The organism is Brevundimonas sp. ABV4_179 (assembly GCF_056311945.1).
This window is the reverse complement of sequence record NZ_CM149976.1, coordinates 1,761,014-1,784,484: the sequence shown is the minus strand read 5'-3', so window position 1 is coordinate 1,784,484 and position 23,471 is coordinate 1,761,014. Positions and strand designations below refer to the sequence as shown.

At 65.3% G+C, this 23,471-nt stretch carries 30 protein-coding genes and 1 pseudogene; 14 read left to right on the top strand and 17 right to left on the bottom strand.

Features of this window, described 5'->3' with window-relative positions; genetic code table 11:
• The first annotated feature begins 30 nt into the window (after positions 1 to 30).
• The 3 genes and pseudogenes from ACYX4P_RS08520 to ACYX4P_RS08510 form a co-directional block, all read left to right on the top strand.
• Positions 31 to 654 (top strand): AsmA family protein, encoded by a 624-nt coding sequence (locus ACYX4P_RS08520; RefSeq protein WP_248119781.1) that lies wholly within the window; start codon positions 31 to 33, stop codon positions 652 to 654.
• 185 nt (positions 655 to 839) lie between these two features.
• Entirely contained in the window at positions 840 to 2,081 is a 1,242-nt protein-coding gene (locus ACYX4P_RS08515) for an AsmA family protein (protein WP_292046909.1), read from the top strand.
• A gap of 49 nt (positions 2,082 to 2,130) precedes the next feature.
• Positions 2,131 to 2,367, top strand: a pseudogene (locus tag ACYX4P_RS08510) (PAS domain S-box protein); the annotation flags it as partial.
• On the opposite strand, the gene ACYX4P_RS08505 reads toward ACYX4P_RS08510, so the two are convergent.
• From ACYX4P_RS08505 to ACYX4P_RS08485, 5 genes are all read right to left on the bottom strand, one after another.
• Complete coding sequence (locus ACYX4P_RS08505) at positions 2,318 to 2,596, bottom strand: DUF6766 family protein (protein ID WP_084375439.1); 279 nt, start codon at positions 2,594 to 2,596, stop codon at positions 2,318 to 2,320. The pseudogene ACYX4P_RS08510 and the gene ACYX4P_RS08505 overlap by 50 nt on opposite strands.
• 61 nt (positions 2,597 to 2,657) lie before the next feature.
• Positions 2,658 to 2,948, bottom strand: coding sequence for a hypothetical protein (locus tag ACYX4P_RS08500; protein ID WP_066629222.1), 291 nt, complete (start codon positions 2,946 to 2,948; stop codon positions 2,658 to 2,660).
• 41 nt (positions 2,949 to 2,989) lie between these two features.
• Entirely contained in the window at positions 2,990 to 3,193 is a 204-nt protein-coding gene (locus ACYX4P_RS08495; protein ID WP_157076479.1) for a hypothetical protein, read from the bottom strand.
• Positions 3,194 to 3,412: 219 nt separating this feature from the next.
• On the bottom strand, positions 3,413 to 3,583 hold the full coding sequence (locus tag ACYX4P_RS08490; protein ID WP_244878404.1) for an EAL domain-containing protein: 171 nt from the start codon (positions 3,581 to 3,583) through the stop codon (positions 3,413 to 3,415).
• Between the two features lie 53 nt (positions 3,584 to 3,636).
• Positions 3,637 to 4,296, bottom strand: a complete 660-nt coding sequence (locus ACYX4P_RS08485) for a hypothetical protein (RefSeq protein WP_248119776.1) — start codon at positions 4,294 to 4,296, stop codon at positions 3,637 to 3,639.
• On the opposite strand from ACYX4P_RS08485, the gene ACYX4P_RS08480 reads away from it, so the two are divergent.
• The 3 genes from ACYX4P_RS08480 to ACYX4P_RS08470 all read left to right on the top strand — a co-directional run bounded on the left by ACYX4P_RS08480 (position 4,283) and on the right by ACYX4P_RS08470 (position 5,561).
• A complete protein-coding gene (locus ACYX4P_RS08480) occupies positions 4,283 to 4,795 on the top strand; it encodes a hypothetical protein (protein ID WP_248119773.1) in 513 nt (170 codons plus the stop codon). The genes ACYX4P_RS08485 and ACYX4P_RS08480 overlap by 14 nt on opposite strands.
• Positions 4,796 to 4,967: 172 nt before the next feature.
• Positions 4,968 to 5,156, top strand: a complete 189-nt coding sequence (locus ACYX4P_RS08475; protein WP_183195817.1) for a hypothetical protein — start codon at positions 4,968 to 4,970, stop codon at positions 5,154 to 5,156.
• Between the two features lie 108 nt (positions 5,157 to 5,264).
• On the top strand, positions 5,265 to 5,561 hold the full coding sequence (locus tag ACYX4P_RS08470) for a helix-turn-helix transcriptional regulator (protein WP_066629210.1): 297 nt from the start codon (positions 5,265 to 5,267) through the stop codon (positions 5,559 to 5,561).
• Positions 5,562 to 6,246: 685 nt separating this feature from the next.
• On the opposite strand, the gene ACYX4P_RS08465 is transcribed toward ACYX4P_RS08470, so the two are convergent.
• On the bottom strand, positions 6,247 to 8,172 hold the full coding sequence (locus tag ACYX4P_RS08465; RefSeq protein ID WP_292046918.1) for a hybrid sensor histidine kinase/response regulator: 1,926 nt from the start codon (positions 8,170 to 8,172) through the stop codon (positions 6,247 to 6,249).
• A 278-nt stretch (positions 8,173 to 8,450) separates the two neighbouring features.
• The gene (locus tag ACYX4P_RS08460) at positions 8,451 to 9,119 is read right to left on the bottom strand and encodes an SDR family NAD(P)-dependent oxidoreductase (RefSeq protein ID WP_476070248.1); all 669 of its coding nucleotides are present in this window, start codon (positions 9,117 to 9,119) and stop codon (positions 8,451 to 8,453) included.
• A 262-nt stretch (positions 9,120 to 9,381) separates the two neighbouring features.
• Here ACYX4P_RS08460 and ACYX4P_RS08455 point away from each other — a divergent pair, with 262 nt between their 5' ends.
• From ACYX4P_RS08455 to ACYX4P_RS08445, 3 genes are read left to right on the top strand one after another with little or no spacing between them, the layout of a single operon-like run.
• Positions 9,382 to 9,954, top strand: a complete 573-nt coding sequence (locus ACYX4P_RS08455) for an SRPBCC family protein (protein WP_292046921.1) — start codon at positions 9,382 to 9,384, stop codon at positions 9,952 to 9,954.
• A gap of 41 nt (positions 9,955 to 9,995) precedes the next feature.
• Positions 9,996 to 11,174 carry a zinc-dependent alcohol dehydrogenase gene (locus tag ACYX4P_RS08450; RefSeq protein WP_066629202.1) on the top strand — a complete coding sequence of 393 codons (1,179 nt, stop codon included), beginning with the start codon at positions 9,996 to 9,998 and terminating at the stop codon, positions 11,172 to 11,174.
• A gap of 10 nt (positions 11,175 to 11,184) precedes the next feature.
• Positions 11,185 to 12,165 (top strand): ATP-dependent DNA ligase, encoded by a 981-nt coding sequence (locus ACYX4P_RS08445; RefSeq protein WP_476070247.1) that lies wholly within the window; start codon positions 11,185 to 11,187, stop codon positions 12,163 to 12,165.
• Between the two features lie 12 nt (positions 12,166 to 12,177).
• Here ACYX4P_RS08445 and ACYX4P_RS08440 read toward each other — a convergent pair whose 3' ends face one another.
• The 5 genes from ACYX4P_RS08440 to ACYX4P_RS08420 all read right to left on the bottom strand — a co-directional run bounded on the left by ACYX4P_RS08440 (position 12,178) and on the right by ACYX4P_RS08420 (position 16,081).
• On the bottom strand, positions 12,178 to 12,723 hold the full coding sequence (locus tag ACYX4P_RS08440) for a cysteine hydrolase family protein (protein ID WP_476070246.1): 546 nt from the start codon (positions 12,721 to 12,723) through the stop codon (positions 12,178 to 12,180).
• A 66-nt stretch (positions 12,724 to 12,789) separates the two neighbouring features.
• Positions 12,790 to 13,293: a YciE/YciF ferroxidase family protein gene (locus ACYX4P_RS08435; protein WP_066629196.1), complete on the bottom strand. Its 504-nt coding sequence runs from the start codon at positions 13,291 to 13,293 to the stop codon at positions 12,790 to 12,792.
• A 79-nt stretch (positions 13,294 to 13,372) separates the two neighbouring features.
• A complete protein-coding gene (locus ACYX4P_RS08430; protein ID WP_157076477.1) occupies positions 13,373 to 13,543 on the bottom strand; it encodes a hypothetical protein in 171 nt (56 codons plus the stop codon).
• 47 nt (positions 13,544 to 13,590) lie between these two features.
• On the bottom strand, positions 13,591 to 15,687 hold the full coding sequence (locus ACYX4P_RS08425) for a glycoside hydrolase family 65 protein (RefSeq protein WP_314136598.1): 2,097 nt from the start codon (positions 15,685 to 15,687) through the stop codon (positions 13,591 to 13,593).
• Positions 15,680 to 16,081, bottom strand: coding sequence for a DUF6766 family protein (locus tag ACYX4P_RS08420; protein ID WP_066629181.1), 402 nt, complete (start codon positions 16,079 to 16,081; stop codon positions 15,680 to 15,682). The genes ACYX4P_RS08425 and ACYX4P_RS08420 overlap by 8 nt, the downstream gene beginning before the upstream one ends.
• A 120-nt stretch (positions 16,082 to 16,201) precedes the next feature.
• On the opposite strand from ACYX4P_RS08420, the gene ACYX4P_RS08415 reads away from it, so the two are divergent.
• From ACYX4P_RS08415 to ACYX4P_RS08405, 3 genes are all read left to right on the top strand, one after another.
• Positions 16,202 to 16,384: a hypothetical protein gene (locus ACYX4P_RS08415; RefSeq protein ID WP_066629178.1), complete on the top strand. Its 183-nt coding sequence runs from the start codon at positions 16,202 to 16,204 to the stop codon at positions 16,382 to 16,384.
• Complete coding sequence (locus tag ACYX4P_RS08410; RefSeq protein ID WP_244878395.1) at positions 16,381 to 16,632, top strand: hypothetical protein; 252 nt, start codon at positions 16,381 to 16,383, stop codon at positions 16,630 to 16,632. The genes ACYX4P_RS08415 and ACYX4P_RS08410 overlap by 4 nt, the downstream gene beginning before the upstream one ends.
• 769 nt (positions 16,633 to 17,401) lie before the next feature.
• Positions 17,402 to 18,004 (top strand): DUF4142 domain-containing protein, encoded by a 603-nt coding sequence (locus tag ACYX4P_RS08405; protein WP_292046617.1) that lies wholly within the window; start codon positions 17,402 to 17,404, stop codon positions 18,002 to 18,004.
• Between the two features lie 72 nt (positions 18,005 to 18,076).
• Here the strand turns inward: ACYX4P_RS08405 and ACYX4P_RS08400 are convergent, their stop codons facing one another.
• Both ACYX4P_RS08400 and ACYX4P_RS08395 read right to left on the bottom strand, forming a co-directional pair.
• The gene (locus ACYX4P_RS08400) at positions 18,077 to 18,397 is read right to left on the bottom strand and encodes a hypothetical protein (RefSeq protein WP_066629165.1); all 321 of its coding nucleotides are present in this window, start codon (positions 18,395 to 18,397) and stop codon (positions 18,077 to 18,079) included.
• A gap of 9 nt (positions 18,398 to 18,406) precedes the next feature.
• Positions 18,407 to 18,778, bottom strand: a complete 372-nt coding sequence (locus ACYX4P_RS08395) for a hypothetical protein (RefSeq protein WP_292046618.1) — start codon at positions 18,776 to 18,778, stop codon at positions 18,407 to 18,409.
• A gap of 94 nt (positions 18,779 to 18,872) precedes the next feature.
• Between ACYX4P_RS08395 and ACYX4P_RS08390 the strand changes: the two genes are divergently transcribed.
• Together ACYX4P_RS08390 and ACYX4P_RS08385 are read left to right on the top strand one after the other, a co-directional pair.
• Positions 18,873 to 19,136, top strand: coding sequence for a DksA/TraR family C4-type zinc finger protein (locus ACYX4P_RS08390; protein ID WP_066629162.1), 264 nt, complete (start codon positions 18,873 to 18,875; stop codon positions 19,134 to 19,136).
• A gap of 4 nt (positions 19,137 to 19,140) precedes the next feature.
• Positions 19,141 to 19,734 carry an alpha-ketoglutarate-dependent dioxygenase AlkB gene (locus ACYX4P_RS08385; RefSeq protein ID WP_066629161.1) on the top strand — a complete coding sequence of 198 codons (594 nt, stop codon included), beginning with the start codon at positions 19,141 to 19,143 and terminating at the stop codon, positions 19,732 to 19,734.
• A 171-nt stretch (positions 19,735 to 19,905) separates the two neighbouring features.
• Here the strand turns inward: ACYX4P_RS08385 and guaA are convergent, their stop codons facing one another.
• Genes guaA through ACYX4P_RS08370 form a run of 3 tightly spaced genes read right to left on the bottom strand, consistent with a single transcriptional unit; the run spans position 19,906 to position 23,470 of the window.
• Positions 19,906 to 21,468 carry a glutamine-hydrolyzing GMP synthase gene (gene guaA, locus ACYX4P_RS08380; protein WP_312572523.1) on the bottom strand — a complete coding sequence of 521 codons (1,563 nt, stop codon included), beginning with the start codon at positions 21,466 to 21,468 and terminating at the stop codon, positions 19,906 to 19,908.
• The gene (locus ACYX4P_RS08375; protein WP_248119687.1) at positions 21,465 to 22,172 is read right to left on the bottom strand and encodes a 5'-methylthioadenosine/S-adenosylhomocysteine nucleosidase; all 708 of its coding nucleotides are present in this window, start codon (positions 22,170 to 22,172) and stop codon (positions 21,465 to 21,467) included. The genes guaA and ACYX4P_RS08375 overlap by 4 nt, the downstream gene beginning before the upstream one ends.
• Positions 22,169 to 23,470: an RsmB/NOP family class I SAM-dependent RNA methyltransferase gene (locus ACYX4P_RS08370; protein ID WP_248119685.1), complete on the bottom strand. Its 1,302-nt coding sequence runs from the start codon at positions 23,468 to 23,470 to the stop codon at positions 22,169 to 22,171. Before ACYX4P_RS08370 ends, ACYX4P_RS08375 begins: the two co-directional genes overlap by 4 nt.
• Between the last annotated feature and the right edge of the window lies 1 nt (position 23,471).

Below are 23,471 nucleotides of genomic sequence, written 5' to 3'. Positions count from 1 at the left end.
GTTGGAGCGCTGAGTAGGGAGATTTCGACCTTGACCGCGACATCCAAACTTCGACTGTCCTGGGACGCCTTTCGGACGAGAACCCTGGCGCGCGCGGGGGTTCGGGCCGGGGAATGGCGCGACTGGGTCAAGGCCAACGATCCCGTCTACAACAGCTTTCGTCATCCCGGGCGGACGGAGAAGATCGCAGCTTCGATTGTGATGCTGCTGATCGCCGCGATCGTGATCTTCTTCCTCCTGTTCGACTGGAACTGGCTGCGCGGGCCGATCGGCCGGTGGGCCTCCGCCAAATATGATCGCGAGATCGCTTTGCGCGGCGACCTGGACGTCAAGTTGTTCACCTGGACGCCTACGGTGATCGTCAACGATCTGAAGTTCGGCGGCCCGCAGTGGGCCAAGTCGCGCGACACCGCCACAGTCTCGCGCATCGAGGCCTCGGTCCGACTGCGCAAACTGTTCGCGGGCCAGATCGAGATGCATCTGCTCTCCTTCACCCAGCCCGAAGTCTATCTCCTCGCCACGAAAGACGGTCGCCAGAGCTGGGAACTTGAGCCGAACAAGCCCGACACCGGCGAAGGCATGAAGCTGCCGGTCATCCAGCAACTCATTATCCAGAACGGCCATATCGTCATAGACGAACAGAAACGGGCCTGACCCTCGACGCCTCTGTCGACGCCCGCGAGACCGCCAACGACGACGACGCCGGCTTTGTTCTGGCCGGCGAGGGCTCGGTTAATCGCTCGCCCCTGACGCTGCGGATCGAGGGCGGACCCTTCATCAACATTCGCCGTGACCGCCCGTATCACTTCAACGCCCTGATCGAGGGCGCGCGGTCGAAGTTGACCGCCGACGGCGCGGTCACCCGACCCTTCCACCTGGGCCAGTTCACCTCAACCCTGACCCTCCAGGGGCAAGACCTCAGCGACCTGTACCTGCTGACCGGCGTGACCCTTCCCAATACCCCGCCCTACCGGCTGGCGGGGGCGTTGAAGCGCGACGACAGCACCTGGACCTTCAACGACTTCACCGGCCGGGTCGGGTCGTCCGACCTGTCCGGAGACGTCAAGGCCGAGACGGGCGGCCGCCTGCGATTGGAGGCGCAACTCGCCTCGCAGAGGCTGGATATCGACGACCTCATGGCCATCTTCGGGGCCCGGACCCAGACGAATGCGGCCGGCACCAACACCACCACGGTCAGTTCGGGCGCGCCGGGCAAGCTGTTGCCTGACGCCACCTTGAACGTCGATCGCTTGCGGACGATGGACGGGAGCCTGACCTACCGGGCGGCTTCGGTGAAGGCCAACGAGATGGACATTCGTGCAGTGCGTCTGGGCGCAGAACTTGAAGCCGGGGTCCTTAACCTCAATCCGGTCGCCTTTACCTTCAATCGAGGAAGCCTGACCGGAACGGCGCGGATCAACGCCGCGCGGGACATGCCCTACAGCGCTATGGACTTTCGGCTTACCGGCTATCCGCTGGAATCCATCGTGCCTGCGAAGAATGGCACGGCGCCGATCACAGGCCAGGCCACCGGGCGGATGCTCCTTGAGGGACCGGGAAACTCGATCCATCGGTTCGCCGCCGCGTCGAAGGGTTCGGTCAGCCTGGTGGTGCCGAACGGAGAGATGCGCTCAGCCTTCGCCGAACTCCTCGGCATCAACGCCAGCGCGGGACTGCTCAAGCTACTGCGCGGCGACCAGTCCAAGGCCGACATCCGCTGCGCTGTCGCCGACTTCAACGTCTCCAACGGCGTCGCCCGGGCCCAGACCCTCGTGATCGATACGGATGTGGTTCTGGCCAATGGCTCGGGATCGATCAATCTTGGCGCCGAGACGCTCGACCTGAAGATCGACGGCGATTCCAAGAAGCCGCGTCTGCTGCGGCTCTGGACGCCCATTCTGGTGAGAGGATCACTGACCTCGCCGCGGGTCGGTGTCGATACGGGCCAGGTGGTCGCGCAGGGCGGTCTGGCGGCCATCGTCGGGGCCGTCGCGGCGCCGGTCGCGGCCCTGTTCGCCTTCGTCGATCCCGGCCTAGCCAAGGACGCAAACTGCGGGGCGCTCATCGCCAGTGCGCGATGAGCGCAGAGGCTGCGTTTGATCCAATCGAGAGCCGGAGCGCTCACAAGGAATGGCGGAGTCGATGATGCCTTTGTCCACCCATCCTGACCTGGCGGACCTGATCGTTCGCAACGTCAAGGCCTACGCCATCGTGGTTCTTTCTGAAGACGGCGTCGTGCCCGAATGGTCGGGAGAACCCCAGGCGGTAACGGGCTACGCCGCGGGCGATATCGTGGGCCGCTCCTTCGATATCCTGTTCACAAAGCCGGACAGGGCCGCAGGCGTCGCCGCCCAGGAGATCGAACTCGCGCTCCGCGATGGGCGCGCTGTAGACAGTCGGTGGCATCCTTGCGATCGGCGTCGAGGACCGGGTCGCGATCTTGGGGCGAAGGCTCGTCGAGATCCTTGGACTCCGGAGACCCGCGCTGCATCAGATAGGCGGTCAAGACGACATAGGTCCTCATCTGCAGAAATTCGCTCTCCCAGTTCTCGAACAGGGAGGACAGAAAGGCGCCGCCTGGTCGAGCGGTTGACACGGAGATCGCCGCCCCGCGGGTCCTGGCTTTCCTGGCGATTTGAGCTGACCCGGCGAGAGGCCTAGCCTTGGCCTTGCTCGTCGTCGGACCGTACAGCGTGCGACTCGATCCATGACAGCATTTCCAGCGCCGCCATTCGTTCTTCGCCGGAGTAATCGTACTCGATCCGTGGCCTCAATCCTTCGACGAGCGCCCGGTGCATGAAAGCCTCGGGCCGCTCGGGGTCCATGAGCACTTCCAGCGCGACGAGCGTGACATGCAAGCCTTCGGAAAGGACCCCGACACAACCGTGCAGCCGGGCGACTTCTTTCTCCAGATCAAGCAAGCGACCTGCGTCGTCGGCCTCCGCCATTCAGATAATCTCCAGCCGCACCGACATAATGAGCCCCCGAACTAGGGGTCTCGCCCGTCGTTGTCCCGCGTCAGGATCAGGACCTCTTCCCCATCACGGTGGACAGAAACCCGCAATAACCCGCCGGTCAAGAGAAGACGCAGTTCCGCCAGATCTCGCGCCTCTTCGTCGTCCTGGGCATTGGCCAACTCGGTGACCGGCTCCCCGTCGGGCGTTGTGTAAAGCTTGAAAAGGTAGGAGGTCATCGGCCATCGCGAGCTAATGGCCACGCTTAGCACCTTGGTGTCGTAGAGGAAATGCAGCTTTTCGAAAGTCCGCTGACGGACGCTCGAAGCGCGCAACCCCTGGATGTCGGCTATCGACGAACCGGAGCGCCGACACCGCCTCGGCATGTCAAAACGTCTTAGGGCTCTATACCCGCGCCGGCGGCGGAAAAGCTTCGCGCGGCACTATCTCTCCTGCCGTCAGATACCCAAGTCGAACGTCTTGGTCATGACGGGGCGACCGAACAGATAGCCCTGCGCTTCCGGACACCCGTTCTCGGCGAGGAAGGCCAGCTGTTCTTCGCTCTCCACACCTTCGGCGATCACATCCAGGCTAAAGTTCCGGCCGAGATAGATCACGGCGCGGACGATCGCCGCGTCTTCCCGGTTCGTTGTGACGTTCCTGACGAAAGACTGGTCGATTTTCAGCCGGGTGCCGATGTCAACCGCAGCATGAGAAACCCGCGCACCGTCTCGGCCGCCGCGCGCGGATGGCGACGGGCATCCGGCATGTACCGCAGCACCTCCTCGGCGATCTTGAGATATTCGCCCACTGGGCTCGCGGCCTCGAGAATGGGAAGCAGCGGCTCGAATGGATCGCGGTGGACGCGCGCGACCCGCTGCACCTCTCGCGCCCGCGACAGGGCGTGCCGGTTCATCCGCTCGCAGGCCATGTCCCAGTCAGCCTGGACGGTCTCGATGTCCGCCTGCGTCAGGACGCCGGGGATCGGCCGGAGCCGTTCGGCCAGCCACGGACATTGGCGCAGCCAACCGAACTCCACCCGGGTCAGGGCCGCCGCCAGCAGGAGCATCTCCGACTCCCAACCGGTGAAGAAGCCTCGCCTCTGCTCACGCCACTGGATGTACCAGTCCCAGACTGGCGGGCAGACCAACAGGGCAAGCGAGAGATCTTCAGGCACGGCCCCTGCCCCTTTCACCTCGCCGTCCGAACGGGCGGCCAGGGCTCCGAACAGCGGGGCAAGATGCTCGCCGCGCTGGGCGGCCGTCTCCGGCCCCCAGACACCCGATCGCTGAAAGCCCAGGTCTGTGAGGGTCGCGGATTTGAACTGGATGAGCGACCGCATCTCGGCCTGTAACTGTGGCGGTGCGGGTCTCGGCGAGCCGGTCCAGGTTCTGCAACAGATCGACGAGAAGGACCTCCTCGGTCAGCTTGGCCGGGACCGAGGGCTTTTTGCGGAAGTCATAGACGCGGCCGCCGAGGTCGAACCGGCCATGGCGTTTGAGATTGTAGACAACGGGTTCGTTGTACAGCTGGGTCGTCCCTACCCCCAGGCCGTTGTAGGCGTTCGGCGAGACCAGCAGGAAGCGGTCGTCCTTGAGGAAGCTCTCCACCAGTTTCTCCGGCCGGGCGGGAGCCTTGCCGTAGCGCGTCTGGCGCGGCGCCAGATAGAGGCCGCCGGAGACCTTCTCCAGTCGCCCTTCCTCCACGAGCTGGCGCAGATGCCGATCCACGGCATTGGACCACTTCTCGAAATCCTGACGACGATAGACCTGACCAGGCCGCAGTCGTTTCCTCACATCGTTGAGCGCCGACATTGGGAAAATCCTTCGCCACCTACATAGGAAGCGTCCGACGCTTATGCAAAGATTTTGATTTAAATTCCATGCATACTTTGCGCAGCCGCGTCTGTTGGGGGTCACGAACTTTCGTGCCGCGCCGACACGCCGACCGGCCGGCTTCGACGAACACACCCTCTTTCCTTGAACTCGGTGCCGATCCGTCCATAGAGAACCCATGACTGACGCTGAACGCATCGAAGCCTTGCTGGACCTCGTGGATCCGGCGCGCGCCGGCAACGAGAACCGCGGACGCGAACTGACGGTGCTGGGACTTGCCGAGGCCGTCGCAAAAGGCGGTTACCGCCCGACCAACGCCGGCTGGGTGATGATCGGCAACCGGGGCAGAGCTTTCCAGCCCCGCTGAGGGTCGGCAATCCGCAACGACACGGTGGCGACTTCACCCAAGGAGACCTGCGGATGGCTCCGTCGTCGCCTTTCGGATTCCCTTGAGTCGTATTCAAAGGAGAGCCCGATGGCACAAGCCGCCGCACCGCCGCTCAAGCGAACCATCAAGAAGCCTGAGCTTCGTCAGATGGTGCCGCTGGCCGACAGCACCATCTGGGAGATGGAGCAGAAGGGTCAGTTTCCCAAGCGTTTCCTGCTCACGCCGCGCTGCGTCGTGTGGGACCTCGCCGAGGTCGAGGCCTGGCTGAAACTTCGCCGGGATCGGCCAATTCCGAGGGCGGCCGGCCCGGACGTCCGCCTGCGGCGCTCGCGCCCTGTCAGACGCGCGGATCAAAACGCGGAGCCGAGGTCTCCTGCACCGTGACCACGGGTGTGAAGGGCCTGCCAGGCGTAAATCTGTTTGACGATGTCGCGGACGTGGATGGCGGTCGCCGGGAGCTTCCTGCATCGCAACAGGAGGCGACACCGTCGCCAGTGACGGTAAAACGAAAAAAGACCCTCCGAATGATATCGAAGGGTCTCGTCAGAATTCACAATGTTGTCAGGCGCTTATCGAGGTTTTCGGAAGCGATACGGAAAGGTAGCGAGAGCCCCGAGTTATTCCCACTCGATTGCGAAAAATGGCCCAGGACGTTGAACGTTCTGGGTTTTTTCTTCACTTTGATCGATCAAACCGATCCGTAGGCCGAACAAATTCTGAGATATTGAAAACACTGGCGAATTCCTCATCATAAAATTTGCGTGATGTCGCCATCTTTCGACGTCTATTACCGCATTCGCCCTATGTAGTGACAATGTACCAGCAGGAATCAACTTCCCCGTCGCGTCGCACCATTTGACCGTCACTATAGAAAATATGGTGTACTCTGACCCATAGGTTCTTTCTTAGGTTCCAACAAGCACACCTCACAGTGTCGGCTTTGGCGGCGGGTTGGCGGATACCGAAGGAGCTACGGGCTTTCGGGAGGCAAGTCGGGGCGACTACGCCATCTTCGAACAATGGCCCTTCGAGGCGTCGGAGCCCCTCATGCGGTCCCCCACGCGAGGCGTCAGGACTGGATATCGCCTTCAACCGCTGACCATACCGCGCGCTCTAGATCCGCTTGATTGAAAGGTTTCGGCAGCCGGAGAAGCTCGTCGTTATCGACGGTATCTAGCTCTGCGAACCCGGACGTGATGAGCGCGGGTAATCCCGGACGTAGCCGTTTGGCCTCTAAGATCAATTCAAAACCCGACATTTGAGGCATGACGTGATCGGTGACCATCAAGTCGAGCGGCACGTCCGATTTGAGGTGCACCAAAGCCTGCTTCCCGGACGAGGCGGTAATCACCTCGTGCCCGAGATCTTCCAACAAGGCCGTCGTGTTGATCAGCACACGGGGATCGTCATCCACAGCGAGGATCCGGAGCAACGCCTTTCCGGCTTGAACGGGATCGACGGTGGGGATCGCGCTCAGTCCTTCGGCGCCCTCGGCAACCCGGAGCCAGAGGGTCACGGTCGTACCCTCGCCCGGTTGACTGTCGATCTGAAGACGCCCGCCGGTCTGGGCCATGAGACCGTGGATCATCGACAGTCCCAAACCAGTCCCCTTCCCCACCCCTTTGGTGGTGAAGAACGGATCTGCGGCGCGCGCCAGGGTCGCCGGATCCATCCCTTCGCCCGTATCGCTGACGTAGAGTTTCACATAGTCGCCCGGCGCAAGCAGGGGGTCCCCCGCCTTGACCTTGGCCGCCGAGGCCCCGATGCGGATCACACCGGCGTCGGGCATGGCGTCTCGTGCGTTGACCGCCAAGTTGAGCAAGGTCGTCTCCAGCTGGACCGGATCCGTTAGAATCGGCGCCAGTCCCCTTGGAAACTCGGTCTCGATCTCAATCCGTGGACCGATCGTCCTCTGGAGGAAATCACGCATGCCGCCGACCAGAGCCGGCAGGTCAGTCGGTCGGGTTTCCAGATCCTGCTTCCGGGCGAAGGCCAACATCCGCTGGGTCAGAGCGGCGCCCCGCTCGGCTCCGAGGATGGCGTTGTCGATCAGTGGCGAGATGCGGGGATCGAACGGCAGCCGCTTGCGGACCAGGTCGAGGCTTCCGAGAACGGCCGAAAGAAGATTGTTGAAGTCATGCGCGATTCCACCGGTGAGCTGGCCGATAGCTTCCAATTTCTGTGACTGGAAGAGTGCTTCACGAGCCGCCTCCAGCTGACGCTGGCTTTCCATTCGTTCTGTGATGTCACGGGTGACCTTGGCGAAGCCAATGATCGCGCCATCGTCATTCCGGACAGCGTCGATGATGACATGGGCCCAGAACCGCGAGCCGTCTTTGCGCAGACGCCAGCCTTCTTTTTCAAACCGACCGTCCGCCGTCGCCGTTTCCAGCGCGCGTTCGGGCAGGCCGGCCTCGCGATCTTCGGCCGTGTAGAACCGGGAGAAATGCTCGCCGACGATCTCGTCGCGGCGGAAGCCCTTGATCCGCTCGGCGCCGGAGTTCCAACTCGAGACGAGCCCTGACGGATCGAGCATATAGATGGCGTAATCCGTGACGCCGTTGACCAGCAGTTGGAACTGTTCCTGAGACAGACGAAGCTGTTCCTCGGCCGCTCGACGCTCGGTCAGATCTCGCGTCACCTTGGCGAAGCCGATGACCTTCCCCGCCGGGTCGCGGATCGGATCAATGACCACATGAGCCCAGAACCTGGTCCCGTCCTGGCGCAGTCTCCAGCCTTCGTGTTCAAATCGACCTTGTTCGGCCGCCTCGGCGAGCGCGCGCTTGGGCAGATCCGACGCCCGATCTTCAGGGGTGTAAAAACGGGAGAAATGCTGACCGACAATCTCGTCGGCGCGATAGCCCTTGAAGCGTTGGGCGCCGGGGTTCCAACTGGACACATAGCCGTTCTCGTCCAGCATATAGACGGCGTAGTCCGTGATCGCATCGACCAGCAGTCGATAGCGACGGTCTTCTGAATCCAACGAGTCTTTCATGCAGCCCCCACGCGCGGGGACCCAACGTGCCGCTTGGCTCGTTGTTCCGGCGCCAGCCGTGAAATCCCGAGCGGCTAGTCGCCTGGTCGGCGACGCGCGTCGTGGGCCGCATCGAGCATTCGGATGCCCGATATGTCCGCTTCATCCGGTGACATGTGCATGGGCTTTCCCGGAGGATTTTCGACGACGACGAGCCCATCTTCCCCTCGGGGGTTCAGAGGACCTTGGCGAAGATCATCCTCCGGTCCTGGTTTCTCGTCGTCTGGGTTTTTCATGGTTCAACCCTGACCGGAGCCGGGCTCCGCCATCTTGCGATGCTGCTCGGCCAACACGGTCTGGGGAGTCACAGCGGCGATCGCCGCCTGAAGTTTGTTGCCCAAGCCGGCGACCACATCGCCGTCGCCGCGATTCATCGCGTCGTAGCCGTATTTGGCGACGTCGGCGGGGTCCATCTTCTTGTCGTCCTGCCCCACCTTCGTGTCCATCAGTCCGGCCCGCTCGAAGAAGTCGGTGTCTGTCACGCCCGGCATCAGGACCGTCACGGTGACGCCCGTATCCTTCAGCTCGTTGCGCAGGGCGAAGGAGAAGCTGTCCACGAAGGCCTTGGACGCGTTGTAGACGGCCTGGAAGCTGCCGGGCATCAGGCCGGCGATCGACCCGGTGAAGAGGATCCGGCCGCGTCCCCGTTCGCGCATGTCGCGGCCCAGGAGATGAGCGAGGCGCACCGTGCCGGTGATGTTCGTGTTGATCACATGCAGGATGTCTTCGAAGCTTTCGTCGAGGAAGCCCTTGCCGAGACCGTGACCCGCGTTGGCGGCAAGCGCGTCAACCGGCCGGCCCCCGATCTTGCCGTAAAGGGCCTGGACGCCCTGCTCCGTTGCGAGATCGACTTGAACAGCTTCAACGGTCGCGCCCACGGCTTCCAGCCCTTGGACGGCTTCCGCCAACGGCGTGTCGGCGGCGACGATCAGGTGATAACCGTCTTCCGCGAACAGCCTCGCAGCTCGTAACCGATCCCACTGGAGGCTCCGGTTCCGATGGCGAGGGGCCGGACCGCCTCAGCGGCGGAAAGTTCAGTATTGGACATGGGGTTCTCCGGACAAGGCTCTGTTCGGCAAAAGCAAAGGGCTCTGATGCGGTTCCGTATCGCCACGCTGGAACACAGCCGCGTCGGACGGATTGGATAGCCGACCAGACGGAGCATCCCCCATGTCCTCATCAGACCCGATTTCCACCGACGCCGAGGTCGCCTCTCCCGCCTTTATCGACAAGGACAATGTCGAGGGCGACTACGCCGCCGCCAGCATCCGCGCCGCCATGATTAACCGGCCACGCCAGGAGCTTTATGAGTTCTGGCGCGACTTCACGAACCTGCCGTCCTTCACCGAGAACGTGAAGACGGTCGAGATTCTCGACGCCAAACGGTCGCAATGGACCATCGCCGGACCCGCCGGCGCCGAAATCGATCTGGTGTCAGAGATCACCGAGGATATCCCCGGCGAGCGGATCGCTTGGCGCTCCAGCGAAGGCTCCGACGTCGATCATGAGGGCTGGATCGAGTTCAAGGACAACGCCTTCGGTCGCGGCACGGAGGTGCGGATCTTCATCAGCTACGACCCACCTGCCGGGGCACTGGGCAAGGTCGTCGCCAAGGTGATGCAGCGCGAGCCTCGCATCCAGGCCCGGCGCGAGCTGCGCCGCTTCAAGCAGTTGATGGAGACCGGCGAGGTCTCGACCTCCAAGGCGCCCGACGCCGGGCCCCGCGCCAGTCGCCACTTCTGATCGGCCCCGTCCGAACACACCCTCCAAACAGCGAGATTCCCATGCGCGCACTCACATGGCACGGCAAACACAACGTCCAGGTCGACACCGTCCCCGACCCGCAGATCGTCAATCCCCGCGACGCCATCATCAAGATCACCGCCACCGCCATCTGCGGCTCGGACCTGCACCTCTACGACAGCATGATCCCCGGCATGTCGAACGGCGACATCCTGGGCCATGAGTTCATGGGCGTGGTCGAGGAGGTCGGGCCCGCCAATACGACCTTGAAGCGCGGCGACCGCGTCGTGGTCCCCTTCGTCATCGCCTGCGGCAAATGCTTCTTCTGCGATCACAAGATGCCAGCCGCCTGCGACAACTCCAATCCGGCCGAGAAGGCCGACGCGTCCGAGATCGCCTACGGCTACGCCATGACGGGCGCCTTCGGCTATTCGCACCTGACCGGCGGTTACGCCGGCGGTCAGGCCGAGTACGCCCGGGTCCCCTACTCAGACTATGGCCCGATCAAGATTCCGGACGGCATCGAGGATGAGCGCGTCCTGTTTCTCTCCGACATCTTCCCCACCGGCTGGATGGCGGCCGAGAACGCCCAGATCAAGCCTGGCGACACCGTGGCGATCTGGGGCTGCGGTCCCGTCGGCCTGTTCGCGATCAAAAGCGCTATCCTGATGGGTGCGGGCCGCGTCATCGCCATCGATCACCACCCGCGCCGCCTCGAGCTGGCCAAACAGAACGGCGCCGAGGTCCTCAACTACCACGAGGTCAAGGTGCGCGAGGCCCTGATGGAGATGACCGCCGGCATCGGTCCGGACAGTTGCATCGACGCGGTCGGGATGGAGGCCCACGGCTTCTCACCGGACAACATCGTCGACGCCATCAAGCAGGAGACGAAGATCCTGGGCACCGACCGCCCCCACGTCCTGCGCGAGACCATCATGGCGGTGCGCAAGGGCGGCACCGTCTCGGTCCCCGGCGTCTATGGCGGCTTCGCCGACAAATGGCCGATCGGGGCCTTCATGGAAAAGGGCCTAACCCTGAAAACCGGCCAGACCCACGTGCAGAACTATCTGCCGCAACTGCTGCAACTCATCCTCGACGGCAAGATCGACACCACCGACCTGATCTCGCACCGCCTGCCCCTCGAACAGGCCGCCGAGGGCTACAAGAACTTCAAGGAAAATCAGAACGAGTGGACCAAGGTCGTGCTGAAACCCGGTTGAGGTCGCACCGATGCACGCCGATCTGGACACCTGCCCCATGGAGGCTCGGTCTCAATCGGACCTGCCGGACGGGGCTGGCTGGATCTATGAACCCAAGTGGGACGGCTTTCGCTGCCTCGCCTTCAAGCGAGACGGCCAGATTCACCTGATCGCGAAGTCCGGAAAGTCGCTGAACCGCTTCTTCCCCGAGGTGGTCGATCGCCTCGCCGCCCTGCCGGAAACGCGGTTCGGGCTCGACGGCGAACTGCTGGCGCGCGACGGAGACGCCTTCTCCTTCGAGGTGTTGCAGGCGCGTCTGCATCCTGCCGAGAGCCGCATCCGGCGCTTCGCCCAGGAAACGCCGGCGATCTACGCCCTGTTCGACATGCTGGTCGATGTCGATGGGTCGGATCTCAGGCCCCGGCCCTGGTCGAAGCGACATGGACGGCTTGAGGCCTTCCTCGAGGTTCACCAATCCGCCGACTTCACCCTCACCCCCGGCACGACTGACCGGACCCTCGCGCGGACGTGGCTTGACGAGGGCAAGCTGGAGGGCGTGGTAGCCAAGGCTAAAGACGGCGCTTACGTCGAAGGCGAGCGCGCCATGATCAAGGTCAAGCGCGCCCGCACGGCGGACTGCGTCATCGGCGGCTTCCGCTATGCGTCGGATGCACCGGTCGTCGGTTCGCTCCTGCTCGGCCTCTACGACCACGAGGGTAAGCTCAACCACGTCGGCCATACCTCGGGGTTCGGGGGCGTCGACAAGATCGCCCTGACCCGCGAACTGGAGGCCCTGCGCGGCGGTGATGGCTTCAGCGGCCGCGCGCCCGGCGGGCCGAGCCGATGGTCCACCGAACGGTCTGCGGCTTGGGAGCCGCTACGGCCTGAACGCGTGGTCGAGGTCGGCTTCGACCAGGTCTCGGACGACCGCTTCCGCCACGGCACCAAGCTGCTCCGCTTTCGTCCCGACAAGGCGCCAGCCCAATGCCGCATGGAGCAGCTGGAGAGCTAGCCGGGCGCCGCCCTAGGCCCAGTTGGCGAGGACTTCCGCACTCTCCGCCGTTTCCACCTGCTGTCCATAGCGGTCACGGTACAGCCCCAGCAGGGCGTCATGGCTCTCGTCGGACGAGCTGCACAGCCCGTCCGTGACCACGATCACCCGATAGCCGAGATCGACCGCACCCAGAACGGCGGCCAGCACGCAGACGTCGGTCTCCGCTCCGGTGATGACCAGGGTGTCGACGCCGCCGGCGCGCAGGGCGTCGTCGAGCCCGGTGCCCGGCCACGGCGAATAGATGCGCTTGTCCAGCACGCGGGCGGGCGGGACGAAGGCGGCGAGCGCCGGGATCAGGTCGATCCGCTCTGGCCCCAGCCGCTCGATCGTCATCTCCGGCCAGCGTTCCCAATAGCCGCGCCAGGTGCCCCACCCCTCGCCGACCTCGGCAGCAGGGATGAAGCGGGTGAACCACGTCCGCTCCGGCTTGCGTTCGCAGAGCCCGACCACGACCGGCAGCACCCGCTCCATCCACGGCGTTCGCCAAGGGGTGTCCTCGGCGAACATCCGCTGCATGTCGATGCAGAGATGGACCGCGGTCTCAGGGATCGCGCCGCGGATCAGCCCGTCCGCCATCGCGGATCAGGCCGCCGCCGCGCCTTGGGCCTTGGCGTTGGCGGCGGCGTCGGCCAGGGCCGTCAGGCTTTCGTCGGTCGCCGACTCCTGCTGCAGGGTCTCGTCCAGCAGCGCCGCTGCGTCGTCGAAGCCGAGCAGGGTCGCCCAGCGCTTGAGCGTGCCGTAGCGGGTGATCTCATAGTGTTCGACCGCCTGGGCTGCGGCGATCAGGCCGGCGTCCAAAGCGTCGGTCCCGGCATATTCCTCGAGGATCTCGTCGCCTTCGGCGAGGATGCCTTCGATGGCGTCGCAGGTCTTGCCCATGGCGCGCTTGCCGATGATTTCGAACACCTGCTGCAGGCGTTCGATCTGCCCTTCTGTCTCTTCGCGGTGCTTTTCGAACGCCGCCTTGAGCTCGGGCGAGTTCGCGCCGCGCGCCATCTTGGGCAGCGCCTTCACGATCTTCCGCTCGGCGTAGTAGATGTCCTTGAGCGTGTCGTAGAACAGGTTGTCGAGGGTCTTCTCAGCCATCTGGGCTCTCCACGTTGAAGGTTGAGCCCATAAAAAACGTTCGCCGCCACAGCGTTCCAATGTCCGATGCCGGACGCGATCAACCGCCGCCGCCACGCACGATCTGGCCGACCTCGGCCTGTCGACGGGCATCCCGTTCGGTCTTCACATCCAGACGATGAGCCTCCTCGTCCGACAAGGGCGCCGGGGTGGCTTCGGCCGGCTTCTCCGCCGCAGGAAAGGTTTCCGGGGATGTCGGGGTCTGGTTCATCTCGCTCTCCTCTATGGGAAAACCAGGTGGGCCATGCCGGTTCCGGTTCAGGCTGCCAGCGTCAGTTCGGCCCGGTCCGCGCCTTGGCTCGCCAGCAGTCTCATCGGACGCCCCCGCACCCAGACCCGTCCGATCTCGATCGCGGTCCAGCCCCCTGGCAGAACGACGGGGCGTCGTGGCCAGGCCTGGGGATCGCCATCATCGACGACCATCCCCGTCAGCCCGAGCATCAGGCCCAGCAACATGCCGCCGAGATTGGCGAAGAAGGGGCCGGCCTTCACCTGGCTGTCGGGATGGTCGGGGCGATACTCGAGACACTGGTGGAAGCGCCCCTGATCGTAGGCGGCGTACCCCTCCTCGAAGAGCTTGAGCGACAGGCCGCGATCGCCCGCCATGGCGGCCCAAGTCGTGTAGAGCGCCGGGAACATCGGCGCCCCCACGTACTCGGCCCAGTGCTTCAGATAGAAGTCGAACGTGTTGCGCCGCTCTCGCTCCGAAGCGGGATGATCATAGGGAAACAGCCCCGCCAGCGGGGACGGCGTTGCCCCCTTGGGCTCCGACACACGGAAGTCGTCGTGGGCGGCGATCACCCCGTCCGACCGCACAGGAAGATACAGGTCGTCGGCGGTCGCCGCCCATTCCGTCGGGACCGTGCGTCCCGTCTGTTCGGCCGCCCGGACGGCGCGGCGCAGGACCTGGATCGCCGCCATGATGGTGAAGGCGTCGTTGTTCGGGGGCTCGGGCACCTCGGCCGGCCCGGTGGCGCGCAGGATTTCCAGCCCCCGCTTCGTGCGGGTCGTGCGGCTGACGATCCAGTCGGCGACGCCGGACAGCACCGGCCAGGCGTCCTCGTTCAGGAAGGCTTCGTCGCCGGTGACGTCGGCGTAGAGGCCGAAGGCGCGCGCCGTGTGAAGGGATCCATGATCCTCATGGGCGGCCCCGTCCCCGCCTCCGGGCGAGGCCTCCTGCCCCGACAGCGGCGCCGCCTCCCACGGAAACTGCACGCCGTCGCGCCCGGACAGCCGGGCGTTGGACCGGGCCGCGTCGAGCCCTCGGGTGCGAAAGTCGAGAATGGCGCGCGCCGCATCGGGCTGGAAGAACAGCAGAGGCGGGACGCAGAAGGCGTCCACGTCCCACATCACGTGACCAAAGTAGTAGTTGTAGTCGTGCCAGGTCGCGAGGCCGAAGATCGAGGTCGCGGACGGCGACGCCTTATGGGTCGAGCAGTTCAGGTAGAAGACGGCCGCATCGATTAGGGCCTGATGCTCGCGGTCAGCCCCGTGCACGACGATCCGGCCTTTCCATATCTCGGCCCAGGCCTCGCGGTTGCGACCGCGCAGGGTCTCGAAGCCGCTGGCCTGGGCGCGAGCCACGCGGCGGACGGCTTCCTCGTCGGGCCGGTCGTGCAGGACCGAGGGCAGGACGGCGACCAGCTGGCGGAGCCGCACGGGCCGATCAGATCGCGCCCGTACCCTGTACTCGGTGCGCAGCGGTCCGGAGATATCCCAGGTCTGCACCGACCGTTCCGCCTCACCTCCCGTCAGCTCCGTGGCCAGGGCGAAGCCGCAAGTGCTATGTCCGCCCTCCGACTCCCACAGGATCGAACCGTCGCACGCCGGCTCCGGCTCTCCCGGGGTATCGGTTCGGCGTCGGATCACCCGTCCCCTCAAACCGCTGGTCTCGACCACGGCGCGCAGGGCGAGGTCGCAGGCTTGGTCGACCCGCACACTGATCTCCTGCAACACGATGGACGGCGCCGACCGGCTGGCGAAGGTCACGACCTCGACCTCGGCGACGACGCCCGCCGCCTCGTAGCGGAAGCTGCTGGTCAACTCCGCGGTGGCGAAATCATAGGCCTGGACCAGGTTCGAGACCGCCGACGGCTGGTCGCTGAGCCAGACGTTGTTGAGGGCGAGATCGCCGGCCAGCGGATAGGGCGCCGGGGCAGCAGCCTCGATCCGGCGCTCCGGATGTTCTCCCGCGAAGCCGCTGACGATCGTCATGCCGGCCTGCAGCGGCTGTTCGCGCACGCGCAGCCCAATCAGTCCGTTCCCGACATAGGCCGGTAGATCGCAGTTTCGAGGGCCACGCGCAGCGGGCGGATTGATCGGCGTCGTCGCCTCGGAAATAGGCGCCCTAGGCATTGAAGGGCGGGTCCACATGGATCCTGGCGTGACCCCCGCGCCGCTCATGGGTCTCGTCGATCTCGCGGATGATGGCCTCGCCTCGCTCCTTGCCGACCAGTTGCAAAAGGGCGTCCAGCTTGGCCTCGGTGCGGTCGTCGTTTTCCTTGGACGCGGGCGAGCCGACATAGAGGAAGTAGGCCAGACCGACGACCTGCCACAGCAGTTGCAGGAACTCGGACTGCCAGTTCTCGAAGGTGTCGCGACCCATCATCATCAGATAGGGCGTTAGCTCGACCGCTTGGCCGTGCTCGCGAGCGTCGTCGACGAACGTGAACCAGCCGAACAGCCAGTGGCCGATCATGGAGACGGCGAAGAAGCCCAGGGTGATCCAGGCATAGGCGTAGCGTTTCATCGATCCCTCCGTGGTCGTTGGCTCAATGCTGAAGAACGTTCGGGGTTTCTTCATTCGCTTGCCGACACTGGAACCTGCGTCGGCTCGCCCGCTTTCTTCTGGACACAGAGGAGAGTCGCCATGACCGATACCAGTACCCACCGTCCCGACGAGAACGGCCCGGACGACGATAGCGGAGCCGGGGTTCGCCGGCCTGACCAAGGCGGCACGAACCAGCCCGGCCAGACGCCAGAAAGCCCGGCCAGCGGCGGCGAAGGCGCGGCCGGCGCCGGCGGCCCCGACGGTTTCGGGACCGGCACATGAGCCTGCGCCTCTACAAGGTTGCGCTGGGACGGGATGGCGGGTCTTCCCGCCAAGTCCACGTGATGTCCGAGACCGATGTCCAGGCCGGAGACGCCGCCGCTCCGCTGATGAGCGCAGGCGAGTCGATCCTCTCCATCGAAGAGATCGAGGACGACGGTACAGTCATCGTCGATGGGCCGCCGGCCAAGTCCCAGGCGGCCGAGCTGGCTCCGGTTACGCCCGGAGCCGCGGCGGCCCCTGACCACTAAAACCAGTGTCGAAGCGCGGGCTCAAGGCCTATGGCGCGCGTTGGACCGGGAGCCCTGAATCCTCGAAGGCGCGGGCTTCCAGTTTGCGGCCGACATGCGCCCGAGAACGTAAAAGCCGCGCTCGGCGAGTTGCCGACTCAACAGCTCCATGTCGTCGGGACCGAACTCAGACCCGGATGCGGATTTCGTCTCTGTGTTCATTTCCTTTCCTCCCGCGCGGGAAAAAACGCCTGGGACGATTTTGGCGCAACTCACAGTCTCGCGATCCGAAACGCGACCCTCAGACTTCGCGTGGCTGCTCGCTGTCGCGGTGCAGTCGAACGAGTTCGACGCCGTCCCGCTCGACTTCAACATGCTTGAACGCCGAGCTCAGCGTGAGCCGAAGTTCGGCCAGAGACCGGGCCTCCTGATCGTCACTTGCCTCCACGGTCTCCGTCCGTGGCGGGTTTCGGGTCCATCGTGCAGATGGAAGACATAGGTCGGCATAACGCCCTCTCCCCGCAAAATACGGCGGGAAAAACGACCATGTATGGCTAAGGTTCCACGGCTCGCCGAGGGGTTCTGATCTCTCCGCAGCGGGCCGCTTCACCAGATGCCTACTGCCTGCCCTGACTCGATCGGCGGAGCGGTCAGGTGATGACCAAAAGCCCAGGCGTCAGCCGGCCGATTCATATCCCGGCGCCGAATGGAGTCGCCTGAACGGACGGGGTGACGGCTTGGAACGCCGTTTGACGACACGCATTTTGGACACATCTAAAGGGAGGACACCATGAAACGAATACTCTTCGCTGGCGCCTGCGGCTTGGCCCTCTTCACCGGAGCGTGTCAGCAAGAAACCGGCGGCGCGCCGGACCAGCAGAACCAGGCCGTCAACGCCGCCCAGGATCACGCCGCCGGCGTCGTCGGCACAGCGGCCGGTCCGGCCGGCGCCACGACCGACGACGGCTTCGTCGCCAATGCCGCCATCGGCGGTATGTATGAGGTCGAAGCCGGCAGGATCGCGGCGGAGCGGTCCGCCAATCCGGCGATCAAGCGCATCGGCCAGATGATGGTCACCGATCACACCAAGGCCGGCGACGAGCTCAAACCGATCGCCACGGCGGCCGGCCTCACTGTACCGACAGCGCTCGACCAACGTCATCAAGGCCTGATCGACAACCTTCGCGGCGCGACGGATCAGGACTTCGACCGCGTCTACCTGCAGCAGCAGGAGGCGGCCCACAACGAGACGGCGGCGTTGCTGGAAACCTACGGCCGAGTGGGCGGCAACGACGCACTCAAGGGCTGGGCCGCCAAGACCTTGCCGGTGGTCCGCGCCCACCAGGAAATGGTGGATCAGGCCGACGAGGCGGATGCGGATCGGCCGCACTGACGCTCGCCCAAAGCCATCGCGGCGCTTGAAGCAAACGACCGGCCTGCCTTCCGCCAGGCCGGTCGTTTCGCTCTATTCCCCTTTCAGCCTGTCCCGGTTGGCGGCGACGGTTTTCGGCCCCTGCGGAGACTGCCGTTCGAACCGGTCAGCCCGATCCGCGTGGGTCTGGCCCTGCTGTACGTCGTCCGCAGACAGCGCCTCGCCCTCGTCCGCATAGTCCGCGAGTTCACCAGCGGCAGGCGGCGCGACGGCGGATGTTTCCGGCGTGCCGTCGGTATAGCTCCGGGGTTCGGCCCCGCGCTCGCCGTCACGCGATTTGTCACCCGGCGCGAGCGGATCGGTTGCGGCGTTTTGGGCGGTCGCCGACGATGAGGTGGTGTTTTGATGAGCCATCGGTCGCTCCTAGTGCCGGTTGTCGCGCTCGTGGCGCTTCTCTTCGCTGGTCGCCTGCCGGGCGCCTTTGGCCTCCGGAGAATGGCCATGGTGGATATCCCGCTCGCCGCCAGAGGAGACCTGGCTCCTTGGGGAAAGATGATCGGGGGCGTCCGCGTCCTTGACGACGGCATCCGGTTTCGGTTTCGAACGGTCTTCGTGGCTCGCCCCTGGTCCGCCCCATCGTTCAGTGCTGTCGTTCTTCTCGGGCATGTTGGTTTCCTCACGGCTTAATGCCGTGCTGAGGAAATCGACGGCTTGAGCACGGCGTTCCACATGGCGGAGTTGCCAAATGGATCGCCCAGCGCCCCAGCCGGTGATCAGCCGATCAGCCACATTCACCAGAAACCCCTCGCGCGTTCCGCCGGCGGCAACGCTTGGTTTGGCCGCCGGATTTCCTATCTCGTTGTTTCAACGGACGAACACGGAGCCCCACATGGCTGGAGGTTGGACCCGAGACGGAGCGGTCCTGGATCAAATCGACGACACCATCCTCGACGGCGTGTTGACCGCTCGCGCCCGCATGCCCGCCGGCGAAGGGACCGAGGACTGCATCGAATGCGGCGATCCCATCCCCGAGGCGCGCCGTCGGGCGATTCCTGGCGTTACCACCTGCGTGCCCTGCCAATCCGGCCGTGACAGCCGCGTCGTCGTCACCGGCATCAACCGGCGCGGCAGCAAGGACAGCCAACTGCGCTGAAGCCATGACCGACACCCTCGCGCTCTTCCCCGAGCCGGGTCCCGTGCCGAGCCAGCACGAGCCGCGCGGTCTGCGTTACGCTGACGCCGTCATCTCGCCGGAGGTCCAGGAGGATTTGGTCGATCGGGCCCGCACGTTCGACTTCGCCCCTTTTGACTTTCGGGGATTTAAAGGCAATCGCCGGACGGTTTCGTTCGGCTCCCGCTACGACTTCACACTCAACCGGGTTGCATACGCCGATCCTCTGCCCGACTGGCTGACCCCGTTTCGGGCCGCGGCGGCGGGCTTCGCAGACATCCCCGAGGCCGAACTCGTCCAGGCCCTCGTCACCGAGTACACGCCAGGCGCCGGCATCGGTTGGCATCGAGATCGCCCCGAGTACGGCAAGGTCGTCGGCTTGTCGTTTGTCTCCCACTGCGTGCTCCGTTTCAGGCGTCCCGAAGCCGGCGGTTGGCGACGGGCCTCCCAGATCCTGCGTCCCGGCTCCGCCTATCTCCTCGACGGTCCTGCCCGCGACAACTGGCAGCACAGCATCGCTCCGGGCGATCTGCTCCGATACTCGGTGACCTTCCGGACGCTGCGCCGGCCGGCGCAGTGAGGCTCCAACCCGTCCGCCAGCTGCGTCGCGCCACAAACGGAAAACGTCCAGCCTTTCCACCCGTTGTCCCACCGTAGGGATACGGGGTCGTCCTGTCCGAATCCGCCCGCTAATGTCACCGGGTCATCAACGCTCCTTCGCCAAAGAGCCGTACCTCCATGCCCGTCACCCTCACGCCCACTCGATCGTCCCCGGCGGCTTGGACGTCACATCGTACACGACGCGGTTCACGCCGCGGACTTCGTTGATGATGCGGGTGGCGGTCTTGGCCAGGACGTCCCAGGGGAATTGGTAGAAGTCGGCGGTCATGCCGTCGGTGGAGGTGACGGCGCGCAGGGCCAGGACTTTTTCGTAGGTGCGGGCGTCGCCCATGACGCCGACGGTCTTGACCGGCAGAAGCACCGCGAACGCCTGCCAGATGTCGTCGTACAGGCCGGCCTTGCGGATTTCGTCCAGATAGATGGCGTCGGCGTCCTGAAGCGTCGCCACGGCGTCCGGCGTGATCTCGCCGGGGATTCGGATGGCCAGGCCCGGTCCGGGGAACGGGTGGCGCCCGACAAAGGCGTCGGTCAGGCCCAGTTCGCGGCCAAGGGCGCGAACCTCGTCCTTGAAAAGTTCGCGCAAGGGCTCGACCAGTTTCAGCTTCATATAGTCGGGCAGGCCGCCGACATTGTGGTGGCTTTTGATCACATGGGCCTTGCCGCTGGACGAAGAGACGCTCTCGATCACGTCCGGATAGAGGGTGCCCTGGGCCAGGAATTCGGCGCCTTCGATCTTGGCGGACTCGCGGTCGAACACCTCGATGAACAAGCGGCCGATGGCCTTGCGCTTGGTCTCCGGGTCGGAAATCCCGGCCAGCTCGCCCAGGAATTCCGTCGATGCATCAACATGCACCAGCGGGATGTTGTAGTGTTCGCGGAACAGGGTGGTGACCTGGGTGGCCTCGTCCTTGCGTAGCAGGCCGGTGTCCACGAACACGCAGGTCAGCTGGTCGCCGATGGCCTCGTGGATCAGAACGGCGGCGACCGAGGAGTCCACGCCCCCCGACAGGCCGCAGATCACCTTGGCGTCGCCGACCTGTTCGCGAATCTGGGCGATCTTTTCGTCGCGATAGGCGGCCATGGTCCAGTCGCCCTTCAGACCCGCGATGCCGTGCGTGAAATTCTTCAGCATCTGATGGCCGCGCGGGGTGTGCATCACCTCGGGGTGGAACTGCACGCCATAGAAGCGGCGGGCCTCGTCGGCGATCACCGCATAGGGCGAACCGTCCGAGGAGGCGACGACGTCGAAACCTTCGGGGATCGCGACGATCTTGTCGCCGTGGCTCATCCAGACCTCTTCGTTCTCGCCGACGGGGGCCAGGTCCGCCAGCAGGGGCGAGGCCTTTTCGACCGTGATCTCGGCGCGGCCGAACTCGCGGGTGTGGCCGCCCTCGACCTTGCCGCCCAGTTGCTCGCACATGGTCATCTCGCCGTAGCAGATGCCCAGCACCGGCACGCCGGCCTCGAACACGCCTTGCGGCGCGCGGGGGCTGCCTTCCTCGTGGACGCTTTCGGGGCCGCCCGACAGGATGACCGCGGCTGGGTTCATGGCGGCCAGGGCGGCCTCGGCCTTCTGGAACGGATGGATTTCGCAATAGACGCTGGCCTCGCGCAGGCGGCGCGCGATCAGTTGCGTCACCTGGCTGCCGAAATCGACGATGAGGACCTTTTGGTGGTCTTGCGGCGTGGTCATGGCGTGATCGAATCCGGGGCGGGAAGTTGCGCGGGGTCTTGGCCGGGTAAGGCCGAAAGTTCAAGGGCGGCGAGGCCGTCGGTCTCGAGCACCGCGATCAGGCGATCCAGCGCGACGGCCAGGTTCCGATCGACGTGATGCAGGGTGGAGGTCCAGTCCTCCAGCGCCTTCAGCTCGGCGCGGCCATCCGATACGCCGCGAAGGGCGATCAGCGGCACGCCGAACGTCTGGGCGGCTCGGACCAGGGCCCAGGTCTCCATGTCCACCATTTCGGCGTCGATGGCGTCATAGGCGGCGCCGGACACGACATCGCCGCCGGTCGACAGGCGCGCGACCGGCACGCCGGGGATGGGGCACGGCAGGGGCAGGACCGCAGGCTGATCCAGCAGCGGCGTCACGCCCTTGGGGAAGCCCAGCGGGCTGGCGTCCATGTCGCGATAGGCGACGGACGAGGTCTGATAGACGACGGCGTGCTCCAGCACCCGTGATCCGCATGACCCCAGCGATACGATCAGGTCCGGCAGGTCGCCCGCCGCCTCCAGCCGCGCCAGAGCCGTACTCAGCACCACCGCCGCCTCGACGGGGCCGACGCCGGTCATCAGGGGCTGGATGCGGGCGCGCAGGTCTTCGCCGTACTCGGCCGGGGCCGCCATGACGCACAGGACCGAGACGTCGCCGTATCGCTCCTGGCGTCCCGTCCTCACGCCGTGCGCTCGTAAACGGCGGCGAAGAAGCCGTCGGTGTCGGCGGACAGGGGCGACAGCCTCAGACGCGCGCCGGACGTCAGTTCGGCGAACTTCGCGCGCGCTGCGTCGGTCAGTTGACCTGCCGACAGAAGCTCAGGCGCGGCGACCGGACTGAACTCGCTGTTGGCGGCCTCGAACGCATCCACGCTGGCCTCGTTCTCACGCGCCAGCATCGAGCAGGTGACATAGATCAGACGGCCGCCCGGCTTCACCAGCTTGGCCGCCTGCCCCAGGATGCGGACCTGCAGGCCGTGCAGTTTTTCGACCTCTTCCGCCGTCAGACGCCAGGCGTCCTCGGGGCGACGACGCCAGGTGCCGGAGCCCGAACAGGGCGCATCGACGAACACCAGATCCGCCTGACCGTTCAGGGCCTCCAGACCGCCGCCGTTCTGACCGATCAGGACCAGATCCGCCTCGACACCCGCGCGTTGCAGACGCGGACGGATGTTCTCCAGACGCTTGTTCACGACATCGGAGGCGACCAGTTTCCCCTGCCCGCCCATGGCCTGGGCCAGACCCAGGGTCTTGCCGCCGCCGCCCGCGCAGTAATCCACAACCGTCGTGCCGGGTTCGGCGCCCGCCAGCCAGCAGACGACCTGGCTGCCTTCATCCTGGATCTCGAACTTGCCGGCCTTGAACCCTTCCAGCGCCTGAATGTTGGGGGGCGGCTCGGACGGCACGCGCAGGCCCCATTCGGACCACGGCGTGCGCGACACGTCCAGACCGGCTTCGCGCAACTCTGTCTCGACCTCTTGCACCGTGGCGACCGCCCCGTTGACGCGCAGATCGATGGGCGCGCGCGGCGCCATCAGGGCGTGGGCTTCCTCGGCCCAGCGTTCGCCGAAGACAGCCTTGAAATCCTCGACCACGAACTCGGGCAGACCGGCTGCGACCCAGCCGGGCAGTTCGCCCTGCCCGGCCGTGATGCGGCTGCGCTCCTGTTTCGACAGCGGACGCGGGCCATAGCCGTCGCCCGAATGCAGCGCCTCGATCTCTTCCAGAGGCAGGCCGTCGATGGCGTGCAGCGAGCCGATCACCAGGGCGCGCCCATCCTCGCGCCCGCCCATGATCCACGACAGGCGACCGCGCGCGCGCAGCACCTTGTAGACGCGGTCGGCGACGGCGCGACGATCCTTGGACCCGGCGTAGCGATTGGCGCCGCCCCAGGCTTTCAGGACGGCCTCGGCCGGTTGGCGACCCTGGGCGATGGAGTCCAGTATGGAGGCGGCGGCGGCGAGACGGGCGGCTGGGGTCAAG

Coding starts and splice junctions, on each gene's coding strand:
- ACYX4P_RS08390 (WP_066629162.1), top strand. CDS start 18,873: ATGGCTGGAGGTTGGACCCGAGACGGAGCGGTCCTGGATCAAATCGAC.
- ACYX4P_RS08400 (WP_066629165.1), bottom strand. CDS start 18,397: ATGGCTCATCAAAACACCACCTCATCGTCGGCGACCGCCCAAAACGCC.
- ACYX4P_RS08420 (WP_066629181.1), bottom strand. CDS start 16,081: ATGAAACGCTACGCCTATGCCTGGATCACCCTGGGCTTCTTCGCCGTC.
- ACYX4P_RS08450 (WP_066629202.1), top strand. CDS start 9,996: ATGCGCGCACTCACATGGCACGGCAAACACAACGTCCAGGTCGACACC.
- ACYX4P_RS08405 (WP_292046617.1), top strand. CDS start 17,402: ATGAAACGAATACTCTTCGCTGGCGCCTGCGGCTTGGCCCTCTTCACC.
- ACYX4P_RS08435 (WP_066629196.1), bottom strand. CDS start 13,293: ATGGCTGAGAAGACCCTCGACAACCTGTTCTACGACACGCTCAAGGAC.
- ACYX4P_RS08485 (WP_248119776.1), bottom strand. CDS start 4,296: ATGCGGTCGCTCATCCAGTTCAAATCCGCGACCCTCACAGACCTGGGC.
- ACYX4P_RS08480 (WP_248119773.1), top strand. CDS start 4,283: ATGAGCGACCGCATCTCGGCCTGTAACTGTGGCGGTGCGGGTCTCGGC.
- guaA (WP_312572523.1), bottom strand. CDS start 21,468: ATGACCACGCCGCAAGACCACCAAAAGGTCCTCATCGTCGATTTCGGC.
- ACYX4P_RS08465 (WP_292046918.1), bottom strand. CDS start 8,172: ATGAAAGACTCGTTGGATTCAGAAGACCGTCGCTATCGACTGCTGGTC.
- ACYX4P_RS08425 (WP_314136598.1), bottom strand. CDS start 15,687: ATGCCTAGGGCGCCTATTTCCGAGGCGACGACGCCGATCAATCCGCCC.
- ACYX4P_RS08495 (WP_157076479.1), bottom strand. CDS start 3,193: ATGACCTCCTACCTTTTCAAGCTTTACACAACGCCCGACGGGGAGCCG.
- ACYX4P_RS08440 (WP_476070246.1), bottom strand. CDS start 12,723: ATGCAGCGGATGTTCGCCGAGGACACCCCTTGGCGAACGCCGTGGATG.
- ACYX4P_RS08410 (WP_244878395.1), top strand. CDS start 16,381: ATGAGCCTGCGCCTCTACAAGGTTGCGCTGGGACGGGATGGCGGGTCT.
- ACYX4P_RS08475 (WP_183195817.1), top strand. CDS start 4,968: ATGACTGACGCTGAACGCATCGAAGCCTTGCTGGACCTCGTGGATCCG.
- ACYX4P_RS08385 (WP_066629161.1), top strand. CDS start 19,141: ATGACCGACACCCTCGCGCTCTTCCCCGAGCCGGGTCCCGTGCCGAGC.
- ACYX4P_RS08500 (WP_066629222.1), bottom strand. CDS start 2,948: ATGGCGGAGGCCGACGACGCAGGTCGCTTGCTTGATCTGGAGAAAGAA.
- ACYX4P_RS08470 (WP_066629210.1), top strand. CDS start 5,265: ATGGCACAAGCCGCCGCACCGCCGCTCAAGCGAACCATCAAGAAGCCT.
- ACYX4P_RS08455 (WP_292046921.1), top strand. CDS start 9,382: ATGTCCTCATCAGACCCGATTTCCACCGACGCCGAGGTCGCCTCTCCC.
- ACYX4P_RS08415 (WP_066629178.1), top strand. CDS start 16,202: ATGACCGATACCAGTACCCACCGTCCCGACGAGAACGGCCCGGACGAC.
- ACYX4P_RS08445 (WP_476070247.1), top strand. CDS start 11,185: ATGCACGCCGATCTGGACACCTGCCCCATGGAGGCTCGGTCTCAATCG.
- ACYX4P_RS08430 (WP_157076477.1), bottom strand. CDS start 13,543: ATGAACCAGACCCCGACATCCCCGGAAACCTTTCCTGCGGCGGAGAAG.